Origin of the sequence: Streptomyces sp. SID12488 (genome assembly GCF_010548275.1) — a bacterium.
GTDB lineage: Bacteria > Actinomycetota > Actinomycetes > Streptomycetales > Streptomycetaceae > Streptomyces.
In genome coordinates, this window is record NZ_JAAGLT010000001.1 from 254,657 (window position 1) to 275,429 (window position 20,773).

18 protein-coding genes, 2 tRNA genes and 1 pseudogene are annotated in these 20,773 nt (G+C 69.6%); 3 read left to right on the forward strand and 18 right to left on the reverse strand.

The window, feature by feature from the left end:
• Window positions 1-361: 361 nt before the first annotated feature.
• The gene (locus G3I56_RS01115) at window positions 362-1,663 is read left to right on the forward strand and encodes a ferric reductase-like transmembrane domain-containing protein (protein WP_203688912.1); all 1,302 of its coding nucleotides are present in this window, start codon (window positions 362-364) and stop codon (window positions 1,661-1,663) included.
• Window positions 1,660-3,279, forward strand: a complete 1,620-nt coding sequence (locus G3I56_RS01120) for an NADH-quinone oxidoreductase subunit NuoF family protein (protein WP_164406570.1) — start codon at window positions 1,660-1,662, stop codon at window positions 3,277-3,279. Before G3I56_RS01115 ends, G3I56_RS01120 begins: the two co-directional genes overlap by 4 nt.
• A gap of 143 nt (window positions 3,280-3,422) precedes the next feature.
• Here G3I56_RS01120 and G3I56_RS01125 read toward each other — a convergent pair.
• The 10 genes and pseudogenes from G3I56_RS01125 to G3I56_RS43105 form a co-directional block, all read right to left on the reverse strand.
• Window positions 3,423-3,495: transfer RNA gene (locus G3I56_RS01125), tRNA-Ala, on the reverse strand.
• A 98-nt stretch (window positions 3,496-3,593) separates the two neighbouring features.
• Window positions 3,594-3,827, reverse strand: coding sequence for a hypothetical protein (locus G3I56_RS01130; RefSeq protein WP_164406572.1), 234 nt, complete (start codon window positions 3,825-3,827; stop codon window positions 3,594-3,596).
• A 245-nt stretch (window positions 3,828-4,072) separates the two neighbouring features.
• Window positions 4,073-4,219: pseudogene (locus G3I56_RS43500) on the reverse strand (MFS transporter); the annotation flags it as partial.
• 72 nt (window positions 4,220-4,291) lie between these two features.
• A tRNA-Ala gene (locus G3I56_RS01140) sits at window positions 4,292-4,364 on the reverse strand.
• A 107-nt stretch (window positions 4,365-4,471) separates the two neighbouring features.
• Window positions 4,472-5,140, reverse strand: a complete 669-nt coding sequence (locus G3I56_RS01145) for a histidine phosphatase family protein (protein WP_164406574.1) — start codon at window positions 5,138-5,140, stop codon at window positions 4,472-4,474.
• Window positions 5,137-5,580 (reverse strand): ribosome silencing factor, encoded by a 444-nt coding sequence (rsfS, locus tag G3I56_RS01150; RefSeq protein WP_164406576.1) that lies wholly within the window; start codon window positions 5,578-5,580, stop codon window positions 5,137-5,139. Before rsfS ends, G3I56_RS01145 begins: the two co-directional genes overlap by 4 nt.
• 151 nt (window positions 5,581-5,731) lie before the next feature.
• Window positions 5,732-7,477 (reverse strand): LCP family protein, encoded by a 1,746-nt coding sequence (locus G3I56_RS01155; protein ID WP_164406578.1) that lies wholly within the window; start codon window positions 7,475-7,477, stop codon window positions 5,732-5,734.
• A 16-nt stretch (window positions 7,478-7,493) separates the two neighbouring features.
• A complete protein-coding gene (gene nadD, locus G3I56_RS01160; protein ID WP_164406579.1) occupies window positions 7,494-8,198 on the reverse strand; it encodes a nicotinate-nucleotide adenylyltransferase in 705 nt (234 codons plus the stop codon).
• A 66-nt stretch (window positions 8,199-8,264) separates the two neighbouring features.
• Window positions 8,265-8,429 carry a hypothetical protein gene (locus G3I56_RS43100; protein WP_203688914.1) on the reverse strand — a complete coding sequence of 55 codons (165 nt, stop codon included), beginning with the start codon at window positions 8,427-8,429 and terminating at the stop codon, window positions 8,265-8,267.
• Window positions 8,430-8,561: 132 nt separating this feature from the next.
• Window positions 8,562-8,723, reverse strand: a complete 162-nt coding sequence (locus G3I56_RS43105; protein ID WP_203688916.1) for a hypothetical protein — start codon at window positions 8,721-8,723, stop codon at window positions 8,562-8,564.
• A 101-nt stretch (window positions 8,724-8,824) separates the two neighbouring features.
• On the opposite strand from G3I56_RS43105, the gene G3I56_RS01165 reads away from it, so the two are divergent.
• Entirely contained in the window at window positions 8,825-9,955 is a 1,131-nt protein-coding gene (locus G3I56_RS01165) for a M48 family metallopeptidase (RefSeq protein WP_164406581.1), read from the forward strand.
• 94 nt (window positions 9,956-10,049) lie between these two features.
• Here G3I56_RS01165 and G3I56_RS01170 read toward each other — a convergent pair whose 3' ends face one another.
• From G3I56_RS01170 to G3I56_RS01205, 8 genes are all read right to left on the reverse strand, one after another.
• The gene (locus tag G3I56_RS01170; protein ID WP_164406583.1) at window positions 10,050-11,120 is read right to left on the reverse strand and encodes a hypothetical protein; all 1,071 of its coding nucleotides are present in this window, start codon (window positions 11,118-11,120) and stop codon (window positions 10,050-10,052) included.
• Window positions 11,121-11,221: 101 nt separating this feature from the next.
• Window positions 11,222-11,830, reverse strand: a complete 609-nt coding sequence (locus G3I56_RS01175; RefSeq protein WP_164406585.1) for a hypothetical protein — start codon at window positions 11,828-11,830, stop codon at window positions 11,222-11,224.
• Between the two features lie 139 nt (window positions 11,831-11,969).
• Window positions 11,970-13,256, reverse strand: coding sequence for a glutamate-5-semialdehyde dehydrogenase (locus G3I56_RS01180; protein WP_164406587.1), 1,287 nt, complete (start codon window positions 13,254-13,256; stop codon window positions 11,970-11,972).
• Window positions 13,257-13,370: 114 nt separating this feature from the next.
• A complete protein-coding gene (locus G3I56_RS01185; RefSeq protein ID WP_164407200.1) occupies window positions 13,371-13,835 on the reverse strand; it encodes a hypothetical protein in 465 nt (154 codons plus the stop codon).
• 199 nt (window positions 13,836-14,034) lie between these two features.
• A complete protein-coding gene (gene proB, locus G3I56_RS01190; protein WP_164406589.1) occupies window positions 14,035-15,162 on the reverse strand; it encodes a glutamate 5-kinase in 1,128 nt (375 codons plus the stop codon).
• A 149-nt stretch (window positions 15,163-15,311) separates the two neighbouring features.
• On the reverse strand, window positions 15,312-17,345 hold the full coding sequence (locus tag G3I56_RS01195) for a hypothetical protein (protein WP_203688920.1): 2,034 nt from the start codon (window positions 17,343-17,345) through the stop codon (window positions 15,312-15,314).
• 108 nt (window positions 17,346-17,453) lie between these two features.
• Entirely contained in the window at window positions 17,454-18,956 is a 1,503-nt protein-coding gene (locus tag G3I56_RS01200; RefSeq protein WP_164406590.1) for a bifunctional cytidylyltransferase/SDR family oxidoreductase, read from the reverse strand.
• Window positions 18,957-19,136: 180 nt separating this feature from the next.
• Window positions 19,137-20,687 carry an alkaline phosphatase D family protein gene (locus tag G3I56_RS01205; protein ID WP_164406592.1) on the reverse strand — a complete coding sequence of 517 codons (1,551 nt, stop codon included), beginning with the start codon at window positions 20,685-20,687 and terminating at the stop codon, window positions 19,137-19,139.
• Window positions 20,688-20,773 lie beyond the last annotated feature (86 nt).

The window sequence follows — 20,773 nt, forward strand, 5'->3', positions numbered from 1 at the left end:
AAGCAGAAGGCGTACGGCTCGCATGGCGTCAGGGTACCGCAGCCGTCGAGCGCGCCGCGACGGAGTTCCCGGTTCGATTGGCACCGGGTGCCCCGCACAGGGAGAGTCCCGAAAGTCCCCACAGAACCCCCACATGACACCCTCGTGAGCCCCCTGGGCCTCAGGAGGAAACGTGAATCGCCACACAGAAAAACCTGAACCAGGTTCAAAACTTACTCCGCGTAACAACCCCTATGGGACATCACAACGGCCTCACAGCCCTTTGGTAACAACGCAATAACTCAAACCTCCTACTCCTCGGTATGTCTCGACTTAGAGTTCGACGCGGGACCGCCTTCCCGAACCGCTCGGAGTTGCCCCCATGAACCCTCGTAGTAACAGTTCGCTTCCCGGGACTGGCCGTTCGGCCTCCGGGATGGCGACCGCTGCCATGCTGCTGCTCATACCCGTGGTCGTGCTGGTCGGAGGTGACCCGGTCCAGGACTTCCTCAACTTCGGTGCCGGCGTGCTGTCGCTGGTCGCCCTCTCCTGCTCGGTGATCTGGGGCCTGGTCGCGACCGACCGGGTCTTCCTGAACACCCGTCAGCGGTTGATCGCCCAGGCCGTGCACCGGACGACCGCCGTCTCCTCGGTCGCCTTCCTGCTGCTGCACGTCTCGGTGAAGCTGGCGCTCGACCACGTCACACTGGTCGCCGCACTGATCCCCTTCAGCCTCGGCGTCACCGGCACCTCAGGTCTCATCGGCATGGGCTCCATGGCCGGCCTGCTCATGATCTTCACGGCGGTCACCGGCGCACTGCGCAGCCGGTTCGCCTCTCCGGCTCCGGTCGCGGCCCGTTGGCGCGCGATGCACATGCTGGCCTACCCGGCCTGGTGCTTCGCGCTGGTCCACGGCCTGTACGCGGGCCGCCAGGCGAAGCCCGTCTTCACGATCATGTACGGCCTGTGCCTGGCCGCGGTCATCGCGGCCCTGGCGCTGCGCTCGGCGCCCCGCCCGTTCAAGCGCAGGGTGGCCGCCCAGATCATGGCGATCCTGGGGTCCCAGGAGCGACCGGGCCGCGAGGGCCTGGACGCGAGCCGGGCACGCCTCGGGGAGTCCTCCCTGCCGGGCTACGAGAGCCAGTCCGCGGGCAGGCCCGCGCGCGGGGACTCGGGGATACCCACACCGCGCAGCGCGCCCTCCGCGTCGCCGCTCTACGACGCCCCGGCCAGCCGCACCATGACACCCGAACCCGCGCAGGACGGCTTCGCGGCGGCCTACCGCGCCGTGACGCCGCCCGCGCGCGCGCAGGACTCGTACATGGACCAGACCGCGCGCATGGACATCCAGTCCACCGAGGCGATGCCGCGGATGGACGGCAGTACGTCGGGCAGCTGGCCGATCCCGTCCCCGCCGCCCCTCGGCGAGGCTCCCGTGTCGGCGTACGACCCGATGAACGACACCGGATACAACATCCCGGTCTATGACAATCCGGGCGCTGCCGCGTACAACACGGGTGATGTGTACAACACCGGTGAGTCGAATGCCGCCTACGGCACGTACAACGCGAATGACACGTACAACAGCGGTCCCGCCACTGATGTAAACCCCGGTGCTTCCTATGACTTCGACGCACCGGGTTCGGGCGAACCTTGGAACGCGCCTTCCGGAGGCTTTAAGTGAACGAGGCTCTGCCCGACGTACCCGAAGTCCGCGTGGTCGGGCTTCCCCAGCTCACGTCGGGTTTCGACCTTGTCGAACGACTGGACCTGCCCATGCACCTCAAGGTGCATGGGCCGCTCGAACCGATGGGCGGCGAGCAGCTCGCACAGCTCGCCGAACGCATTTCACTGAAGGGCCGCGGCGGCGCGGGCTTCCCTTTTCACAAGAAGCTGCGGTCGGTCGCCGAGACGGCGATCCGCCGCGGGGTGCGGCCGGTCGTCGTCGTCAACGCGAGCGAGGACGAGCCCGCCTGCCGCAAGGACACGGTGCTGGTCAACCGTGCCCCGCACCTGATTCTGGACGGCGCCCTGCTCTGCGCCGAAGCCATGGGCGCCCGCACCCTCGTCATCGGGGTGACACGTGAATCCACCCAGCGTTCCATGGAGGCCGCGCTCGCCGAGCGCGGCCTCAACAACGGCCGCCGATCGGCTCTCCGCGCGCGCGTGCAGCGCAATCCGATCCGGATGGTCACCGGCGCCGCCGCCTCACTGATCCGTTCCATCGACGGCGGCCCGGCGATCCCCCCCGGCCGCAAGATCAGCGCCTCGCAGAGCGGCGTCGGCGGCGCACCCACCCTGCTGTCCAACGCCGAGACGTACGCCCAGCTGGCCATCGCCGCCCGCATCGGGGCCGAGCGCTACTGCAACACCGGCCTGTACGACGAGCCGGGCACCGTCATGCTCACCGTCTCCGGCGCGGTCGCCCGCCCCATGGTGATCGAGGTCCCCACGGGTGTGCCGCTGCGGTACGTCCTTCAGCTCGCCGGTGCCCCGCCGGTCCCGCAGGGTGTGCTGACCGGCGGCTACCACGGCAAGTGGATCGACTCGGCGACGGTCAACGAGGCGATCGTCTCGCGCAACTCACTGGACGCGGTGGGCGGTGCGCTCGGCGCCGGCGCGATCCTGCCGATCAGCCAGGACACCTGCCCGCTGGGCGAGTCGCTGCGCGTGGCCCAGTGGCTGGCCGAGGAGAGCGCCGGTCAGTGCGGCCCCTGCTACCTCGGTCTGCCCGCCGCCGCGCGCGGCATGGCGGACATCCTCAACGGCGGCGGTCCGGCCGCGCTGGAGGCCGTCAAGCAGGTCGCCAAGTCCGTGAAACGGCGCGGCGCGTGCTCACACCCGGACGGCTCGGCGATGTTCCTGGAGTCGACCATCAAGGCGTTCACGGACGACCTCGCGGCCCACGTCCTCGGAAACGGCTGCGGAAGGCCCGTAGAAGGCGTTCTGCCGCTCTTCGAGGGCGGTCAGACACCCACGGGCATCCCGGGCGGCCAGGCGGAGGAGGAGAGCGGCCCCAGCCGCCAGAAGATCTACGTCGACTGGACTCTCTGCCGGGGCCACGGCCTGTGCGCCGACATCCTCCCCGAGGTCTTCGAACTCGGCGCCGACGGCTTCCCGACCGTCGCGCAGGCGAAGGTGCCCCGGTACGCGGAGGCGAAGGCACTGCGCGCGGTGCGCCGTTGCCCGGCGCTGGCGCTGCGCCTGGAGGAGGACACCAGGGCCTCGGCCCCCGACCGGCTGCCGGTCCTGTCCCAGCGCGGCGGCCGGGGCCGACGTGCTCTCGGCAGCGGTCGCTGAGACACGCGAAAGCAACCACGGCGGGCCACTCGATCGATCGAGTGGCCCGCCGTCCGCGTTCCCCGTACGCGTCCCCGTACCTGTCTCCGGGCACAACGCCGAAGGCGGGCCATCCTGTTCGGATGGCCCGCCTTCGATTTCTGTGGAGCTAAGGAGAATTGAACTCCTGACCTCCTGCATGCCATGCAGGCGCTCTACCAACTGAGCTATAGCCCCTCGCGTTCCGCCGGGTTTCCCCGGCGGCGACGCCAACATTACCGGTCCCCCGGTGCAGCACCAAATCGTTTCCGACCTGCCAGGCAGGGGTACCGGGGTCAGGCCGTGACGAACGAGTAGAACCGTTTGAGGGTGCAGTGCTCTTCGAGGAGCCGGCCGTAGATCGGCTCGCCCTCCAGCTCACGGTAGGTCTCGATCGGGTCGCCCTTTATGATCAGCGCCCGCGCGCATTCCTCGCACCAGTACTGGTAGTCGTGGTTCACCGGCTCCATGTCACGGACGATGGGCGTACCACTGCCGCACCAGTCGCATGTCCTCCTGTGTGCACCCATCGATCAGCTCCAGCTGTGGCCGCAGGCCGTGCACACGTAGGAAACGCCACCGTTGTCACCGAGCACCTGGGCGACATGGCCGGAACCGCAGGAAGGGCAGCTGAGACGGGTTCTCCTGCCCCGTATGACTGCCGCTTCAGGGAGATGACCGACCTCCCTGAGGATGCTCGCAGGCATCGCAACTCCCTCCCGTCGGGCCGCGCCCCCTTCGGCCGTTTGATTCTGCCACGGACGGACCAATACGGTCAGCGACGCCTTCGTACCAGTCCGGACACGGCACTCACCGCAGCCGTCGCGGCCAGCGCAAACACGCATCCAAGTAGAGCTTCCGCAGAGGTATACGCCTCCGGGACCCCAAGTGACTCAAGCGGGTCCGGGAAGAGTCTGCCGAAGCGGCGGGTGAACGACCAGAGCCCCGCTCCCGGAGGGGAGCGAGGCTCTCGTCACACGATGTTCTTGACCTGTGGAGCTAAGGAGAATTGAACTCCTGACCTCCTGCATGCCATGCAGGCGCTCTACCAACTGAGCTATAGCCCCTCGCGTTCCGCCCGGACCCGCGGGGCGAACAAGAAGAACTTTAGCCTGCGACCAGCCGGAAAGTGAAATCCGGGTCCCGGTCCCTGACGGGGTGCGGGGAGGGGCGCTCAGTCGTCGTCGCCGAGGACCGGTTCGGGCAGCGTGCCGGCGTTGTGCTCGAGGAGGCGCCAGCCGCGGGCGCCCTCGCCGAGGACGGACCAGCAGCAGTTGGAGAGCCCGCCGAGGCTCTCCCAGTGACGGGACTCCAGGCCGAGCAGGCGCCCGATGGTGGTCCGGATGGTGCCGCCGTGGCTGACCACGACGAGGGTGCCGTCCTCGGGAAGTTTCTCGGCGTGCCGCAGCACCACCGGGGCGGCGCGGTCGGCGACCTCGGTCTCCAGTTCGCCGCCGCCGCGGCGGACCGGCTCACCGCGCTTCCACGCGGTGTACTCGTCGCCGTGGCGGGTGATGATCTCCTCGTGCGTCAGCCCCTGCCAGACGCCCGCGTACGTCTCGCGCAGGCCCTCGTCGTGCGTCACCGTGAGGCCGGTGAGCTCGGCGAGTTCGCGCGCGGTGTGCGCCGCGCGCTGGAGGTCCGAGGCGACGATCGCGTCGGGCTTCAGGGAGGCGAGCAGCCGGGCGGCTCGGCGGGCCTGGCCGACGCCGGTCCCGGTGAGCTCGACGTCCGTGGTGCCCTGGAAGCGCCGCTCCACGTTCCACGCCGTCTGGCCGTGGCGCCACAGGATGAGGCGGCGGCCCGGGCCCGGCTTGCGACGGGCCCCCGTGGGAGCGGTCACCGCAGGCCTCCGAAGTCGGCGGTGTCCTCCTCGACGCGAAGCTTGGCGTGCTCGGCGGCCTTGCCGCGGGTGGCCTTGGCGTCGTCGGGCAGCTCCAGCTCGGGGCAGTCCTTCCAGAGCCGCTCCAGGGCGTAGAAGACGCGCTCCTCGCTGTGCTGGACGTGGACGACGATGTCGACGTAGTCCAGGAGCACCCAGCGGGCCTCACGGTCGCCCTCGCGGCGGACCGGCTTGACGCCGAGCTCCTTGCTGAGGTGCTCCTCGATCTCGTCGACGATCGACTTGACCTGGCGGTCGTTGGGTGCCGAGGCCAACAGGAAGGCGTCCGTGATCGACAGCACGTCGCTGACGTCGTAGGCGATGATGTCGTGCGCGAGCTTGTCGGCAGCCGCCTGCGCGGCGGCGGAGATGAGCTCGATGGAACGGTCAGTGGCGGTCACTACAAGGCTTTCGGTCGGCGGTCAGGGACCCGTACGGGTTACCCAAGGGTCTCACGGACCACCGACACCGCCCCACGTCATTGGCGGATCGCACCCCGGGCATCGGCGCCGGGCCCGGGGTGCGCACGCTGTCGCGCCCGCCGTCACTCCGTCACGTTGCCGGCTTGTAGTCCTGGCCGAGGATCACGGACACGTCCGCGTTCGAGGAGACCGTGCCCTTCCTGACCGAGCTCGTGGGCAGACCCAGCGTCTTGGCGGCCTCGGTGGCGTTCTGCTTGTCGGCGGCGTCGGCGTAGCTGACCTGGGACGTGGCGCGGGCGGTGTCGGCCGTACCGGCCTCCAGGAAGGTGAAGCCGCCGTTGAGGAGGACGATGCGGGCCTTGTCGGTGTCGCCCTTGTCGCCGCTGGCGTTCTGGACGGAGACACGGACCGCGGCACCCTTGTCGGGGCTCTTGGCGGCGCCGCCGAGCACGGTCTTGACGACCGAGGAGCTGGCCTGGGCGCTCAGGGTGCCGTCGCCCTGGACGGGCAGCAGGGCGGTCTTGTAGTCGCCGCCCTTGGCGAGGTCGGCGAGCCTGGCGAGGAAGCTGCCGAGGTCCTTGTCGGTCAGCGAGGGGTCGAGGATCTGCGCCAGCGTCTGCACGGTGATCGTCGCGGCCCGGGTGTCGGAGGACAGCTTGCGCAGCACCCCCTGCATGACCTGCCCGAACCGCTCCAGCTGGGCGTCCTGGGCCTCGCCGGAGGCGAGGTAGGTGGCGTAGGCGACGGCCATCTTGCCGCTGAGGGTCTGGGCCTCGCCCTTCTTCACCAGGGGCACCGTGCCCTTCTTCCTGGCGTCCGGGTCGGGTACGTCGGCGTTGGTGTCGATGTCGATGTTGCCGACCAGCTCGACGAGGTTCTGCAGGTAGGGGGTGTCGAGCCGCCAGGTGCCCTCGATGTCGGTGCCGAGGACGGTGTCGAGCGCGTCGCGTGTCCCGGAGGAGCCGTCGTCGTCGACGGACTTGGCGAGGGTGGTCGTGGAGCCGTCGTCGTCGGTCAGGGCGAGGGTGTTGGGCAGCAGGACGGTGGTGCCCTGCTTGGTGGTGGCGTTGTCGACGAGCAGCACCGTGGAGGTGCCGCCCTTCTTGGTGTTGTGCAGGTGGACCACGACGACGTCCCGTTTCTGGGCCCCCGCGGTGGTCGCCCCGCCGGTCTTCGCGTCCGCGGAGGACGTCCCGGGCAGCTTCCCCGCGTACCAGAGATAGCCGGTCCCGCCCACCGCCACCAGGGCGAGGACGACGACCAGGGCGATGACACGACCGCGCGCGCGGCGCTTGGCCTCCTCGCGGCGCTCGGTGCGGTTCTCGGTGAAGTTCAGCCAGTCGATGACGTCCTCGGAGTCGCCGGTGGGCTCCTCGACGAAGGCGAACTGCTGGGTGCTGTAGTCGCGTTCACCCGAGTCCTGCGGACTCTCCTGGGCCTGCGGAACGTCGCCCCCGACCGGACCGCCCTGTTGCGGGACATAGGCGGTCTGTCCGGCCTGCGCGGCCCGTGCCGTCGGTACCGCGGGCGGTGCCTGCTCGGCGACCAGGGGCTGCTGCCCGCTGCTCGCCGCCTGCCCGTAGGGGTCGTATCCGGTGGCCGGGTTCCCGGCGCCGTACGGGTCGTACGACGGGACGGGCTGCTGCTGCCCGGTCGCGTACGGGTCGTAGCCGTACCCCTCGTACCCCTGTGTCTGGGGGGTCTGCTGCGCGTAGGGGTCGTACGACTGCTGCTCTGGCTGCTGTGCCTGTTGCTGCTGCTGGTACTGCTGTTGCGGCGACGCCGCCGGCTGGTAGACAGGCCGGCCGAAGTCGTCGTAGCCGACGAGCTCGTACTGCTGGTCGCCGTCGTATCCCGAGTCGTATGGGTCGTTCACCGGTGCCCCTCTCGGCTCACTCGCCGCGGTACAGCTCGCGCTTGTCGATGTAGCGCACCACACCGTCCGGCACGAGATACCAGACCGGGTCGCCCTTGGCGACCCTCGCACGGCAGTCTGTGGACGAGATGGCCAGGGCGGGAACCTCGACGAGCGAGACACCGCCCTCCGGGAGTCCCGGGTCGGTCAGCGTGTGACCGGGCCGGGTGACCCCGATGAAGTGCGCGAAGGAGAACAGTTCGTCGGCGTCGCGCCAGGTGAGGATCTGGCCGAGCGCGTCGGCGCCCGTGATGAAGAACAGGTCCGTGTCGGGGTTGAGCGCGCGCAGGTCGCGCAGGGTGTCCGTGGTGTACGTCGGGCCGCCGCGGTCGAGGTCGATGCGGCTGACCGAGAACTGGGGGTTCTCGGCGGTCGCGATGACCGTCATCAGATAGCGGTCCTCGGCCGGCGACACCTTGCGGTCGGTCTTCTGCCACGGCTGTCCGGTCGGTACGAACACCACCTCGTCGAGGTGGAACTGCGCGGCGACCTCACTGGCCGCCACGAGGTGCCCGTGGTGGATCGGATCGAATGTGCCGCCCATGACGCCGAGGCGGCGCTTGCCCGGGTTCGACGGGCCGTTGCCGGGCACACGCCGAAGCTCCGGACGGTTCTCCGTGTCGTGTGCCGGACGGTCGCCGGCGTTGTTCGCCGGACCGGTAGGCATGTCCTGCTCTCCCATGCGGCAGACCCTACCGGCCCGACCTGAGGGCACCGGCCACAGGATCCGGCCCCTCCTGGACCGGAATCAGCGGTCGCGGTTGAAGCGGGTGGTGATCCACAGCAGGAGCAGCAGGATGAAGAAGGCGCCGCCACCTGTGAGGTAGGGGCTGAGGCTCTCGTGGTTGCCGCCGTGCTCCTCGCCCTCGGCTGCGAGGGTGACCAACTGCGCTGCGGTGCTGTGGATGCTCATCTTCGGCAGGACCTATCCGGTGAGGGCGGGATAAAGACGTCGGCTCATCGTAAGCGTGCCCGCCGACGGGGATCACGCCGACTCCGCCGACAGGCCCGGGAGAAGGGGCGGCGAGGGAACTTCCGGCCCGTCTCAGTCGTCCTTCTGCCTGTACCCCCGCAGCAGGAACCACGCGGTCAGGATGCAGCCGAAGAACATCACGATCAGCACGACCCGGAGCAGATCGCCGGATCCCTGCTTCTCGGCGGCGCTCGCGGCCTCGTTGATCCAGTCGGTTACGGGGGTGTGGTCCATCGGATCGCTCCTTACGGTGTGCTGCCCCGCCACGGTATCTCCGCCTGGGCTGGGTTCCGCTCCGGGGGGCACATAGGGCAATCAGACGCGTGGGGGAACACATGTCCGACGACAGTCATGAGAGCAACGGGCAGGGGCCGGAAGGGCCCCAGGGCCAGGAGAACGTACCGAGCAGACAGCGCACCCGCTTCCCGGGGATCTCCTCGCGGGCGTACGAGCACCCGGCCGACCGCTCCGCCCTGGTCGCCCTGCGCAGGCTCAGCGGGTTCGACACCGTCTTCAAGGCGCTCAGCGGACTGCTTCCCGAGCGCAGTCTGCGGCTGCTGTTCCTGTCCGACTCCGTGCGCGTCTCGGACCAGCAGTTCGCCCACCTCAACGCCATGCTGCGCGACGCCTGTCACATCCTGGACCTGGAGAAGGTCCCGCCGATGTACGTCAACCAGGACCCGCAGCCCAACGCGATGTGCATCGGTCTGGACGAGCCGATCATCGTCGTCACCACCGGCCTGGTCGAGCTGCTCGACGAGGAGGAGATGCGGGCCGTCGTCGGGCACGAGGTCGGACACGCCCTCTCCGGCCACTCCGTCTACCGGACCATCCTGCTCTTCCTGACCGGCCTGGCCCTCCGCGTCGCCTGGATCCCGCTGGGCAACCTCGCGATCATGGCGATCGTCACCGCCCTGCGCGAGTGGTTCCGCAAGTCGGAGCTGTCCGCCGACCGCGCGGGTCTGCTCGTCGGCCAGGACCTCACGGCCTCGATGCGCGGCCTGATGAAGATCGCCGGCGGCAACCACCTGCACGAGATGAACGTGGACGCGTTCCTCGCCCAGGCCGAGGAGTACGAGGCGGGGGGCGACCTGCGCGACTCCGTGCTGAAGATCCTCAACGTCCTCCCGCGCACCCACCCCTTCACCACCGTGCGCGCCGCCGAGCTGAAGAGGTGGGCCGAGTCCCGCGACTTCCAGCGGATCATGGACGGCCACTACCCGCGCCGCACCGAGGACAAGGACACCTCCGTCTCAGGCTCCTTCCGTGAGTCGGCGGCGAGCTACGCGAGCAACGTCAAGAGCTCCAAGGACCCGCTGATGAAGCTGGTCTCCGACATAGCCGGCGGGGCGGGCGACCTCGGTGGCCGGGTACGAAGGGGATTCGGCGGAAACGGCGGCTCCGCACCCGGCGGCACACCCGGCGACGACTCCACACCGCCCGAGGACCAGCCCCCGCGCCCCTGAGGGGCGCGGGGCTGTGTCGATTTGCGGCTCCGCCGCGTGGGCGCGACAAGCCCCCATCGGCCCGCAGGTTCAGTACCGCACGTCCCGCAGAGCGCTAGACCTTCGGCTGTGCCCCCGCCGCCAGCGACCCGCACAACGCCGTGGCACTGCCCGTGGCAAAGGGATCCGTCCCGGCGGGGCCACCCGCCTTCGCGGTCTGACCGGCCAGCAGCGGCCTCAGGTAACCGACGGAGTCCTCCGCGCAGGACAGCGGTCCGGCCTGGACGTAGGAGACGACCAGCCGGACCTGGTGCGCCCGCAGGTCGTCGCGGTCGAAGCTGAAGTGCAGTTCGCGCCGGACGGTGAACAGGGACGCCTTCGCCTGCTCACCGGCGCCGGTCGGCCGCAGCGCGTACACGAAGGTGTGGTCCGCGACGACCTCCAGGGTCGCCGAGTCGGTCTCGGTGGCCCGTAGCGTGCCCTGTACCCGGATCCTGTCGTCGGCCAGCTGGACGCGGGCCGGGTCGAAGCGCACCAGCCATCCGGTGGGCGCGTGTCTGCCGTCGGCGGCCGGGCGGTCGAAGCTCGCGTCGAACTGGTCGAGTTGGTCCGGAGCGAGCATCACCCGCACGGCCCGGACCTCGCTACCGGTGAGTACCTCCGGATACAGCGAGGACTCGACCAGGTAGTCCTTGGCGGCGGTCAGGGCGCTGACGACCTGGCTGTCCGAGAAGTGCGCGGTGCGCCGCGTGGCGGGCAGCGCGATGCCCTCGGCGCCTATGGAGAACTGGGCCGCCGGACTGTGCGCGAACAGCTGTTCGGGGTCGATCGCGCCGGGTACGGCACCCTGCGGCGCGAGCGGGATCACGGTGATCCGCAGCGGCTCGGGGGCCAACTCGGCGACCGGGCTCTCGTAGGGGTTCCGTACACCCATGTAGATCGCGGTGCCGAAGGCGAGAGCGATCAGCAGGACGAGGATCAGCGCCTGCCGGGACAGCCCCCGGTGCAGGGGCTGGCGACGGCGTACGGCGGGCGCGTGGTCGTCCAGGCGCTCCTGGGCGGAGAACTCCTGGAGCCGGGCAGCGCGGACGAACGACTCGTCGAAGACGACGGATCGGTACTCGTCCTCGCCGCCACCAGGGACAGCCTCGGGTGTCCCCTCAGGTGGGTCTCCTGATCCGCCCATACATTCAGAGTAGGTCTCGGGAAGCCTCGGTAAACGCCCCGCTGCACCACAAGTTCTGACAGGTTCTCACCAGGAAGGAACAGGGCACGGGCGGGTTCGGGTCAGGGAGTCCGAGGGATGGCCGAGACGGCCGGCTGGGAGTAGTCGGCCGAGGCCGAGGGACTCGCTGCGCTCCCCCGCCCGCCGCCCTGCTCAAGACCGGTCGAGGCGGGCGGCGGCACCTGTTCCTGACGGCTGGAGGACGCCCCGCGGTAGACCGCCGTGAAAGCCAGCGCGACCATGCCGATCCCCATCACGAGGGCGAGCATCCAGGCGACCGGGCGGTGCCAGCGGGAGACCTGCTTGCCGTGCGTGCCAGGAGCGCCGTAGCGGCTCTCCATGAGCTGGGCGTCGTCCAGGTCGTCGAGATCCGGATCGTGGCCGAAATAGGCGGGGTCGTCGGGCCCGAAGCCGTCCTCGTAGCGCTCGTCGTCCCCTCTGAGGCCTCTGGTGTGCGCCCGGCGCGCCTCGGCCTCGGAGGCCTCCGCTCTCGCCTGTGCGGCGGCCAGGAGGCGTTCGACGGCGGTCGGCTCGTGCACCACGGCCGCCTGTACGAAGGCCTCGTCAAAGACCACGGAGGCGAACTCTTCGTCCGACACCCCGCGGTCGTGGTCGTCGTCGGGCTCCCAGCCGTCAGGGAAGAACGGCGTGCCCCCCACGTCCTCCGGCACATACCCAGAGTAGACCGGGGGTGTCAATTTGGGCAGGCGGTAGGGAAATTCAGCTACCGGATGAGATGCGTTTCATTCAGCGCGGGCCGACGCCGGCCGCCGTCGCGCGCCCCGGCGGCCGGCCCCTCGGCCCTGCCCGTCAGCGGCGAATGTGCCCGTCACCGGTGACGATGTACTTCGTGCTGGTCAGCTCCGGCAGCCCCATCGGCCCGCGCGCGTGCAGCTTCTGCGTCGAGATGCCGATCTCCGCGCCGAAACCGAACTGACCGCCGTCGGTGAAGCGCGTCGAGGCGTTGACGGCGACCGTCGTCGAGTCGACGAGCTGGGTGAAGCGGCGGGCGGCCTGCTGCGAGGTCGTCACGATCGCCTCGGTGTGCCCGGAGGTCCACAGCCGGATGTGCTCGACGGCCTTGTCGAGGGAGTCGACCACGGCGGCAGCGATGTCGTAGGACAGGTATTCGGTGTCCCAGTCCTCCAGCGTGGCCTCGACGACGGTCGCTTTGGAGTCCTTCGCATACGCCAGCACCCGCGGGTCGGCGTGCACGGTCACCCCGGCCTCGGCGAGGGCGTCCAGGGCGAGCGGCAGGAACTCGGCGGCGATGTCCTGGTGGACCAGGAGGGTCTCGGCGGAGTTGCAGACGCTGGGGCGCTGTGCCTTGGAGTTGATCAGGATGTCGACGGCCATGTCGAGGTCGGCCTGGGCGTCGACGTAGACGTGGCAGTTGCCGACGCCGGTCTCGATCACGGGGACCGTGGACTCGGTCACGACGGTCTGGATGAGGGAGGCACCGCCGCGCGGGATCAGTACGTCGACCAGGCCGCGGGCGCGCATCAGTTCCCGTACGGATTCGCGGCCCTCGCCGGGTACGAGCTGGATGGCGTCGGCGGGCAGGCCGGCCCCGCCGACGGCGTCGCGCAGCACCCGTACCAGGGCGGTGTTCGACTCGAACGCGGAGGACGAGCCGCGCAGCAGCACCGCGTTGCCGGACTTCAGGCAGAGGGCGGCGGCGTCGACCGTCACGTTCGGGCGGGCCTCGTAGATGATGCCGACGACGCCCAGCGGGACACGGACCTGGCGCAGGTCGATGCCGTTGGGCAGGGTGGAGCCGCGGACGACCTCGCCGACCGGGTCGGGCAGCGCCACGACGTCCCGTACGTCGGAGGCGATCGCGCGCACCCGCTCCGGGGTGAGCGTCAGCCGGTCGATGACCGTCTCGCTGGTGCCGGCCTCCCGCGCGCGGGCGATGTCCTTGGCGTTGGCCTCGACGATTTCGCTCGTACGGACCTCCAGCGCGTCCGCGACGGCGAGCAGCGCGTCGTCCTTCTCGGCCCGCGGCAGGGGGGCGAGGTCGGCGGCGGCGGCCTTTGCACGATAGGCGGCCTGTGTGACCGGAGACATCGAGTCGTACGGCGAAAGCGTGGTCATGGGGGAAGCGTAGTGCGCCGGACGGAACCGTCCACCGGCTATCCCAAACCCCGAGACAAGCCCCGCAGAGCCCGCAAATCCACCGGACAGGCCCCCAGACAGTGCCCTGGCGCCCTAGAAGGGGTGGACGCCCACCGGGGTCGCCGGCTGTGGGCCGAAGCCCTCGGCGATGCGGTAGTGGTAGGTCTCGCGGTCGATGACCTCCAGGCCGACGATCTCCCAGGGTGGCAGCTTCGCGGTCTGGCGGTGCTCGCCCCACAGGCGCAGGGCGACGGCCGCGGCGTCGTGCAGATCGCGGGCCTCCTCCCAGTAGCGGATCTCCGCGTGGTCGTTGGCGTACCGGCTGGTCAGCAGAAAGGGATGGTCGTGGGCGAGCTGCTCCAGACCGCGCCTGACCTCCTTCAGCGGGGCCTCGGCGCCGGAAACACTGAGCGTGACATGCCACAGACGCGGCATGTCCTTGGGCTCCTCGTACGTCTCCTCGTAGCGCGCGCCGGCCGCGACGCTCGTCAGGGCGCGCTCCTCGCCGACCTTGCGGGAGGCGGTTCCACCGCGGGACGCCGCCGCCCCAGGGCGCACTCGTCTCACGGCGGCCTCCTTTACCCGATGGTCGTGCGGAATCTCCCTGAAACAGAGAGAAGCAGGTACGCACGCTTCATGGGGCACTTTTGCGGAACGTCCACCTCACGGCGAGCGGATTTGCGGGGCGTTCCCCCTGTTTTCGGCCTTTGCGGGACTGAAGTCGACGAGAGGGTTCACCGGTGACGAGCCGCAGGTCCTAGGGGTTCAGGACGACGAGGTCGTCCCGGTGCACGACCTCGCGCTCGTACGCCGGACCCAGTTCGCGGGCCAGTTCGTGCGTCGAGCGGCCGATCAGCTGGGGGATCTCCTTGGCGTCGAAGTTGACGAGCCCGCGGGCGACGGCGTGGCCCGCGCTGTCGCGCAGCTCGACCGGGTCGCCCGCGACGAACTCGCCCTCGACCGAGGCGATCCCGGCCGGCAGCAGCGACTTGCGCCCCTGGACGACCGCGCGCACGGCGCCGTCGTCGAGGGTGAGCGAGCCCTGCGGGGTGGACGCGTGCTGGAGCCAGAGCAGGCGGTCGGCGGAGCGCCTGCCGGTGGCGTGGAAGTAGGTGCCCGTGTCCCGGCCCGCGAGGGCGTCGGCGGCGTGCACCGCACTTGTCAGGACCACCGGGATACCGGCGGCGGCGGCGATCCGGGCGGCCTCGACCTTGGTGACCATGCCGCCGGTGCCGACACCGGCCTTGCCCGCGCTGCCGATGTCGACATGGGCGAGGTCCGCCGGGCGGCGCACCTCGGCGATCCGTGCCGTACCGGGCTTGCCGGGGTCGCCGTCGTACACGCCGTCGATGTCGGACAGCAGGACGAGGAGGTCGGCGCGCACGAGGTGGGCGACGAGGGCGGCGAGGCGGTCGTTGTCACCGAAGCGGATCTCGTCCGTGGCGACGGTGTCGTTCTCGTTGACGACCGGGAGGGCACCCATCGCGAGGAGCTTGTCGAGGGTGCGCGAGGCGTTGCGGTGGTGGGCGCGGCGGCTGGTGTCGTCGGTGGTCAGGAGCACCTGGCCGACCCGGATGCCGTGGCGGGCGCAGGAGGCGGTGTAGCGCGCGACGAGGAGCCCCTGCCCGACACTGGCGGCGGCCTGCTGGCGGGCCAGGTCCTTGGGGCGTCGGCGCAGGCCGAGGGGGGCGAGGCCTGCGGCGATGGCTCCGGAGGAGACGAGAACGATCTCCTTCTCGCCGCCGCTGCGGCTCTTGGCGAGGACGTCGACGAGCGCGTCGACCCGGTCGGCGTCGAGGCCGCCGGCCGCCGTGGTCAGCGACGAGGAGCCCACTTTGACGACAATCCTGTGGGCCTCTTCGACGGCCTGCCTTGCCCCTGCCACCTGCGTTCCCGTCCCCTCAGGTCGTCCGGCCCGGATCGTCCTGCTCGGATCGTCCGGCTGCGCTGACGGGCAATTTACGCGAACGGGGGTGGGGGGTGCGCGTTGGTCCAGTGGGCGGACCAACGCGCACCCCCCACCCCTGTCCACCCTCAGGTCCGCGCGGTCGCCGCCTGCCGCTTCTGGCCCGCGTTGCGTGCCTCGGCCTTCACCGCGAGGTCCGCCGTCGCGGTGTTGAACTGCTCGATGGACGGCGGCTCGTCGGGCCCGAGCAGATACCGCTTGAGCTCCGCGCGCTCACCGGCCAGCGGATCGGCCGCCGGGTCGCGCACCGCGGCCAGCAACTGCCCCAGTTCCCCGGCGCTGTTGGTGAGGATCACGGCGGCCCGTACGGCGGTGTTCTGCCGCTTGAACTCCTCCACGCCCAGCGCCGCCGAGTCCGTCACGGCGTACGGCTTGCCGCTCGCGATGAAGTCGGAGACCACGCTGGAGATGTCGGAGACCATCGCCTCGGACACGTTGAAGCAGTCGTACAGCCGTGGCTCGGCGCCCGTGACGACCCGGTGCTCCCCCGGGCCGAACGAACGCCAGTACGCGTCGTTCCACTCGGTGCGCAGCTTCTCGGTCTCCTCGTGCCGTTCCACGTCGACGACACCGTCCCGGGTCGCCTCCGCCTCGTCGCCCTTCTCACCGGCGGGCCCGGCCAGTTCAGCGAGCCGCGCCTCGATACGCGCGAGGTCGGCCTTGGCCCGCGACTGCTCTTCGAGGTCGCCCAGGAAGCGCGGGTCGGCGGCCCGCTCGACCGCGGCCTTCTCCACCAGCGCGGTGATCCGCTCGTGCGCGGCCCTGGCCTCGTCACTGCGGGTGCCGGTGAAGGGGTGCGGCTTGTACAGCACGCGGACCGGCGGGTCGGCCGACACCAGTTCGCGCACGATGTTCTCGCCGGCGAGGAGGATGGAGGTGTTGCCCGGGTCGTCGTCCCAGCCCTCCCAGGTGGGGGCGTACAGAACGGTCGGGATACGAGCCCCGGGCGCCTCCTGGGACCCGCGGATGGGCGCCAGTTGGGGCCGCCCGACCTCGACGATGTCCTCGTCCCGCACGCCCACGTCGGCGATCGCGTACCGGTCGCGCCCGGCCCGACCGGCGACCCACACCTCGTCGTAGGCCTTGCTGAACGGGTTCACGCTGGCGATCTTGTCGCTGTCGCCGTGCCCGATGAAGACGTGCTTCATGGTCGGTACGCGCAGCAGGTGGATGTTCTTGCCGACGTTCGCCGCGTAGAGCGCGACCCGGACCGTGCGCAGCTCCAGGTTCATCAGATGGATGCCGCCGGGCACACAGATGACGGGGACGGTCGTGGGCGCGAGGTTCTGCAGGATGACGCGTTCACGAAGGACGATCAGCGGCCGGGTCTCCAACTGCTCCATCGTCTCCAGCCACATGTTGACCTGGTACGCCGAGTCCTTGGAGCCGGAGAAGTACAGCACCGTCTGCGGCCGGTACTCGCGCAGCCACGCGTCCGTCGCGGCGAGCACCGTCTCCGCGTCCGGCGGGATGCGGCGCCCCCGGACGTACGGCGCGAGAGCGACCACGTACAGGAACGCCAGTCCGAGGGTGATGCCGACGCCGACCATGCCGTACGCCGTCGAGCCGGTCTCGGTGGTGATGAGGATGCCGGTGAGCGCGGCCAGGTCGAGGTGGAGCATCTTCTCGGTGGAGCGTTCGAGCAGGAAGCGCGGCGGGGCGTCGGGGATGGCGATGCGCGAGGCCAGGTCGACGTTCCGGGTGGCGACCGGCATCCGGCGGCGGTTGCGGATCAGCGTGATCAGGGCGCCGTGCGGGGCCTGGAAGCCGTAGAAGGCGATGAAGCAGGCGATCGCGGCGTAGAAGATCATGCTGCGGGAGAGGTCCGCGCGCGCCAGCAGCAACAGGACCAGCAGTTCCCGGACCAGGAACCGGATGGAGACGCCCGCCCGCACCTTGCTGAGGCGGTTGACCAGATAGCTGCCCCGGCGGTGCAGATAGTGGTCCGCCAGGTAGGTCACTGCGGCGGCGGCGGCGAAGGCGGGCACGCTCGGGAGGAGCGCGGCCAGCATGAGACAGGGGAAGCCCAGCATCATGAGGACCGCCGCGGCCAGCTCGGCCGGGCTGCCCACCCGGGCGACGCGAATAGCAGTGGAAATCAAGGAGAACCTGTATCTGGGAAAGGACCTGGGAACGATCTGGAATTACTCGGGGATTGCGAGAATTATCTGGCTGTCTGTCCGGTGGTTTTCGTGAATTTGATGTGGATTTTATGCCAGGTCGTCGTTCTGCCGGTCCAGGACGCCGGCGAGTGCCTGTTCGAAGCCGGAGGCCCGGCCGGCCGCGGCTGTCGGGTCCTGCTGGCGGACGTCGATGACATGCCCGGTCAGCTCTGACAGCAGCACGTCCAGTGACGTACGGGCCACCGCCTCGGAGGAGAGCAGCGAACCCGCGGGCTCCTGGCCGAAGGCCTTCGTACGCATCGGTGTGGCCGTGCGCTCCGGGTTGACGCAGTTGACGCGGACACCGTCGCCCGCCCATTCGTCCGACAGGGCCTGGGTGAGGTTCACCATCGCGGCCTTGGTGGAGGAGTAGAGGCTGTACTCGGCACGGCCGCGCGTGTAGCTGCTGGAGGTGTAGAGCAGCAGCTGGCCCTTGGTCTCGGCGAGGTACTTGTAGGCCGAACGGGCGATCTGCACGGGGGCCAGGTAGTTGACCTTCAGTGCTTCCTCGATGGTCGCGTTGTCGGTCTCGGCGAGCTTGCCGATGCGCAGGACGCCGGCCGTGTTGATGACGTAGTCGATGCGCCCGGTCTCGGAGTACGCCTTCGACAGCGCGTCGTCGACCTCCTCCGGGTTCTCGACGTGCGTGCCGGTGGTCGAGCGCCCGAGGGCGTACACCTTGGCGCCGTACCCCTCGGCCAGCTCGGCGATGTCCTTGCCGATGCCGTAGGACCCACCGAAGACGACGAGCGTCCTCCCGGTGAGCAACGCACGGTAGGCCTCCTCGCTCATCGGTTCGGGCGTGGCGGCGGAGGCCAGCTGGAAGAGCTTGTCGGCGATGAAGACGTCGACGGGCTGGGTGACCTTCATGTTGTACTCGTCGCCCGCGACGACGTGGATCGGCACGTCCGGCAGATACCTGAGTACGACCGAACAGTCGTCCGTGGCCTGGAAGTTGGGGTCGCCTGACGCGACCTCGTAGGCCCGCCGGATGGTCGACAGCTTGAACGCCTGGGGCGTCTGACCGCGCCGCAGCCTCGACCGGTCGGGAATCTCGGTGATGAACTCACCGTCCTCGCCGTGCGTGCGCGTCACGATGATCGTGTCGGCGGAGGGAATCGCGACGTCGACGGCCTGGTACCGCTCCAGGGCGACCACGCAGTCGTCGATGACCCGCTGGGACAGCAGCGGCCGTACGGCGTCGTGGAACAGGACGTTGCGGTCCTCGCCCTCGGCCAGGCCCTCCCCCAGGGCTTCGATGGCCAGCTCGGTGGTGTCGTTGCGCGTGGCACCGCCCTCGATGATCCGGACGACCTTCTTGAAACCGGCCTTGGCGACGATCTTCTCGATGTCCGCCACATAGCCGGGCGTCATCAGCACGATGACGTCGTCGATCGAATCCGCGTGCTCGAAAGTGCTGAGGGTGTGCTCGATGACCGCCTTGCCCGCGATCTTCAGCAACTGCTTCGGAATCGACAGACCCACCCGCTGACCGGTGCCGCCCGCGAGGACGACGGCGGTGGTGCGGGGCTTGTCTTTGCGCTGGGACACGGGCGACCTACCTCGGGGCAACGGAGAACCCTGAAATCGTCCCACCTGCCGTTACCGCAGTGCAAGGTGAGCGCCCTCCGTCGCATATCCGCGCGCAACCTGTCATTCACCTGAGAATATTTCGGCGATTCTGCTTAGGGTCCGCCCACGGTCGGCCGCAAGCCCTTTCACCGGCGTCGATCAGACCTGCCGTACTCCCGGTTTTCCGGACTCCACATGGAGTTTGGCGAGAGTCCGGGAGGCGGAAGTGGGCTTGGTCACGGTGTCTGCGATCCGGACCTGGGCGTCGATTCCGGCGCGCCGGATGTCGAAGAGGTGGTAACCGCGGTGGTTGTCGATGACCTTCCAGTGCGGATTGTCACCCTTGAGCGGGTCCCACTGCTTGTGGAAGGCGACGGGGTCCTGGTCCCCACCGCTGGATATGGACGTACCGACGAACTCGGATCCGACGACCGCCGAGCCGGGATCGGCGAAGTCCCGCTTGAGGTCGCTGATCATGGTGAGGTGCCGGTCCCCGGAGAGGACAACGGGGTTACGTATGTTCGCGAACTCGGCGAGCAGGGCGTTGCGTTCGGCCTGGTAGCCGTCCCAGGCGTCGTAGTACCAGAGCTTGCCGTCACCGATCTTGAGGTCGGTCTCGGCCATCATGATCTGCGAGGCGATGAGGTTCCAGCGCGCCTGCGACCCGTGCAGACTGTTCAGCAGCCACTGCTTCTGCGTGGCGCCGAGCATGGTCGTCGCCGGGTCCTGGGCACCGGCCTGACTGGTGGCCTGGTTGCTGCGGAACTGCCGGGTGTCGAGCACGTTGAGCCGCACCAGCTGCCCGAAGTCGAGCCGCCGGTGCATCCGTATGTGGGGCCCGTTGGGCACGGCCGTGGCGCGTACGGGCATGTGCTCGTAGTAGGCCTGGTAGGCGGCGGTGAGCCGCGCGGCGAACGCCTCGGGGGACTGCTTGTCGGGGTCCTGCGGGACGTCACCGGCGAAGTCGTTGTCGACCTCGTGGTCGTCGAAGGTGACGACGAAGGGCGCGGCGGCGTGCATCGCCTTGAGGTGCGGGTCGCTGTGGTACTGGGCGTACCGGTTGCGGTACTGGACGAGGCTGAACGGCTCGCCGGTGCCCTCGTGCTTGCGGACGCCGGTGATCGCGGACGTCGACTCGTAGATGTAGTCGCCGACGAAGACGACGACGTCCGGGTCCTGGGCGAGCATGTCGGCGTACGGCGTGAAGTAGCCGTGCTGCCAGTTCTGGCAGGAGGCGAGCGCGAGCCGCAGATGACTGCCGGAGACCAGCGGCCGGGGAGCGGTACGGGTACGCCCCACCGGCGAGAGCTGTCCGCTGGTCCGGAACCGGTACCAGTAGTGCCGGTCGGGGAGTAGCCCCCGTATGTCGGCGTGCACACTGTGCCCGAGCTCGGGCCGGGCCCAGGCGTATCCGCGCCGCAGCTTCCGCCGGAACCGGGAGTCCTCGGATATCTGCCACTCCACGACCACGGGCCGGTCGGGCATCCCGCCGCCGTGGAGCGGATCGGGGGCGAGCCGGGTCCACAGCACGACACCGTCGGACAAGGGGTCCCCGGAGGCGACCCCGAGGCTGAACACCCCGCTGGGCAAGGGGGTTTGCGCAGCCCGGGCGGTCCCCGCGAGCAGAAGCTGCCCGGACGCGGCGGCCCCGACAGTGGCGGCACCGGTGGTCAGAAACCTGCGCCTACCGGGCGAAACGACACCGCTCATCGCTGAACTCCGTTGCGTGGGGGGCCCGTTGGACCTACGGAAGCTCCCACGACAGGACGAACAGGAGACCCCCGAGAAATGAACCA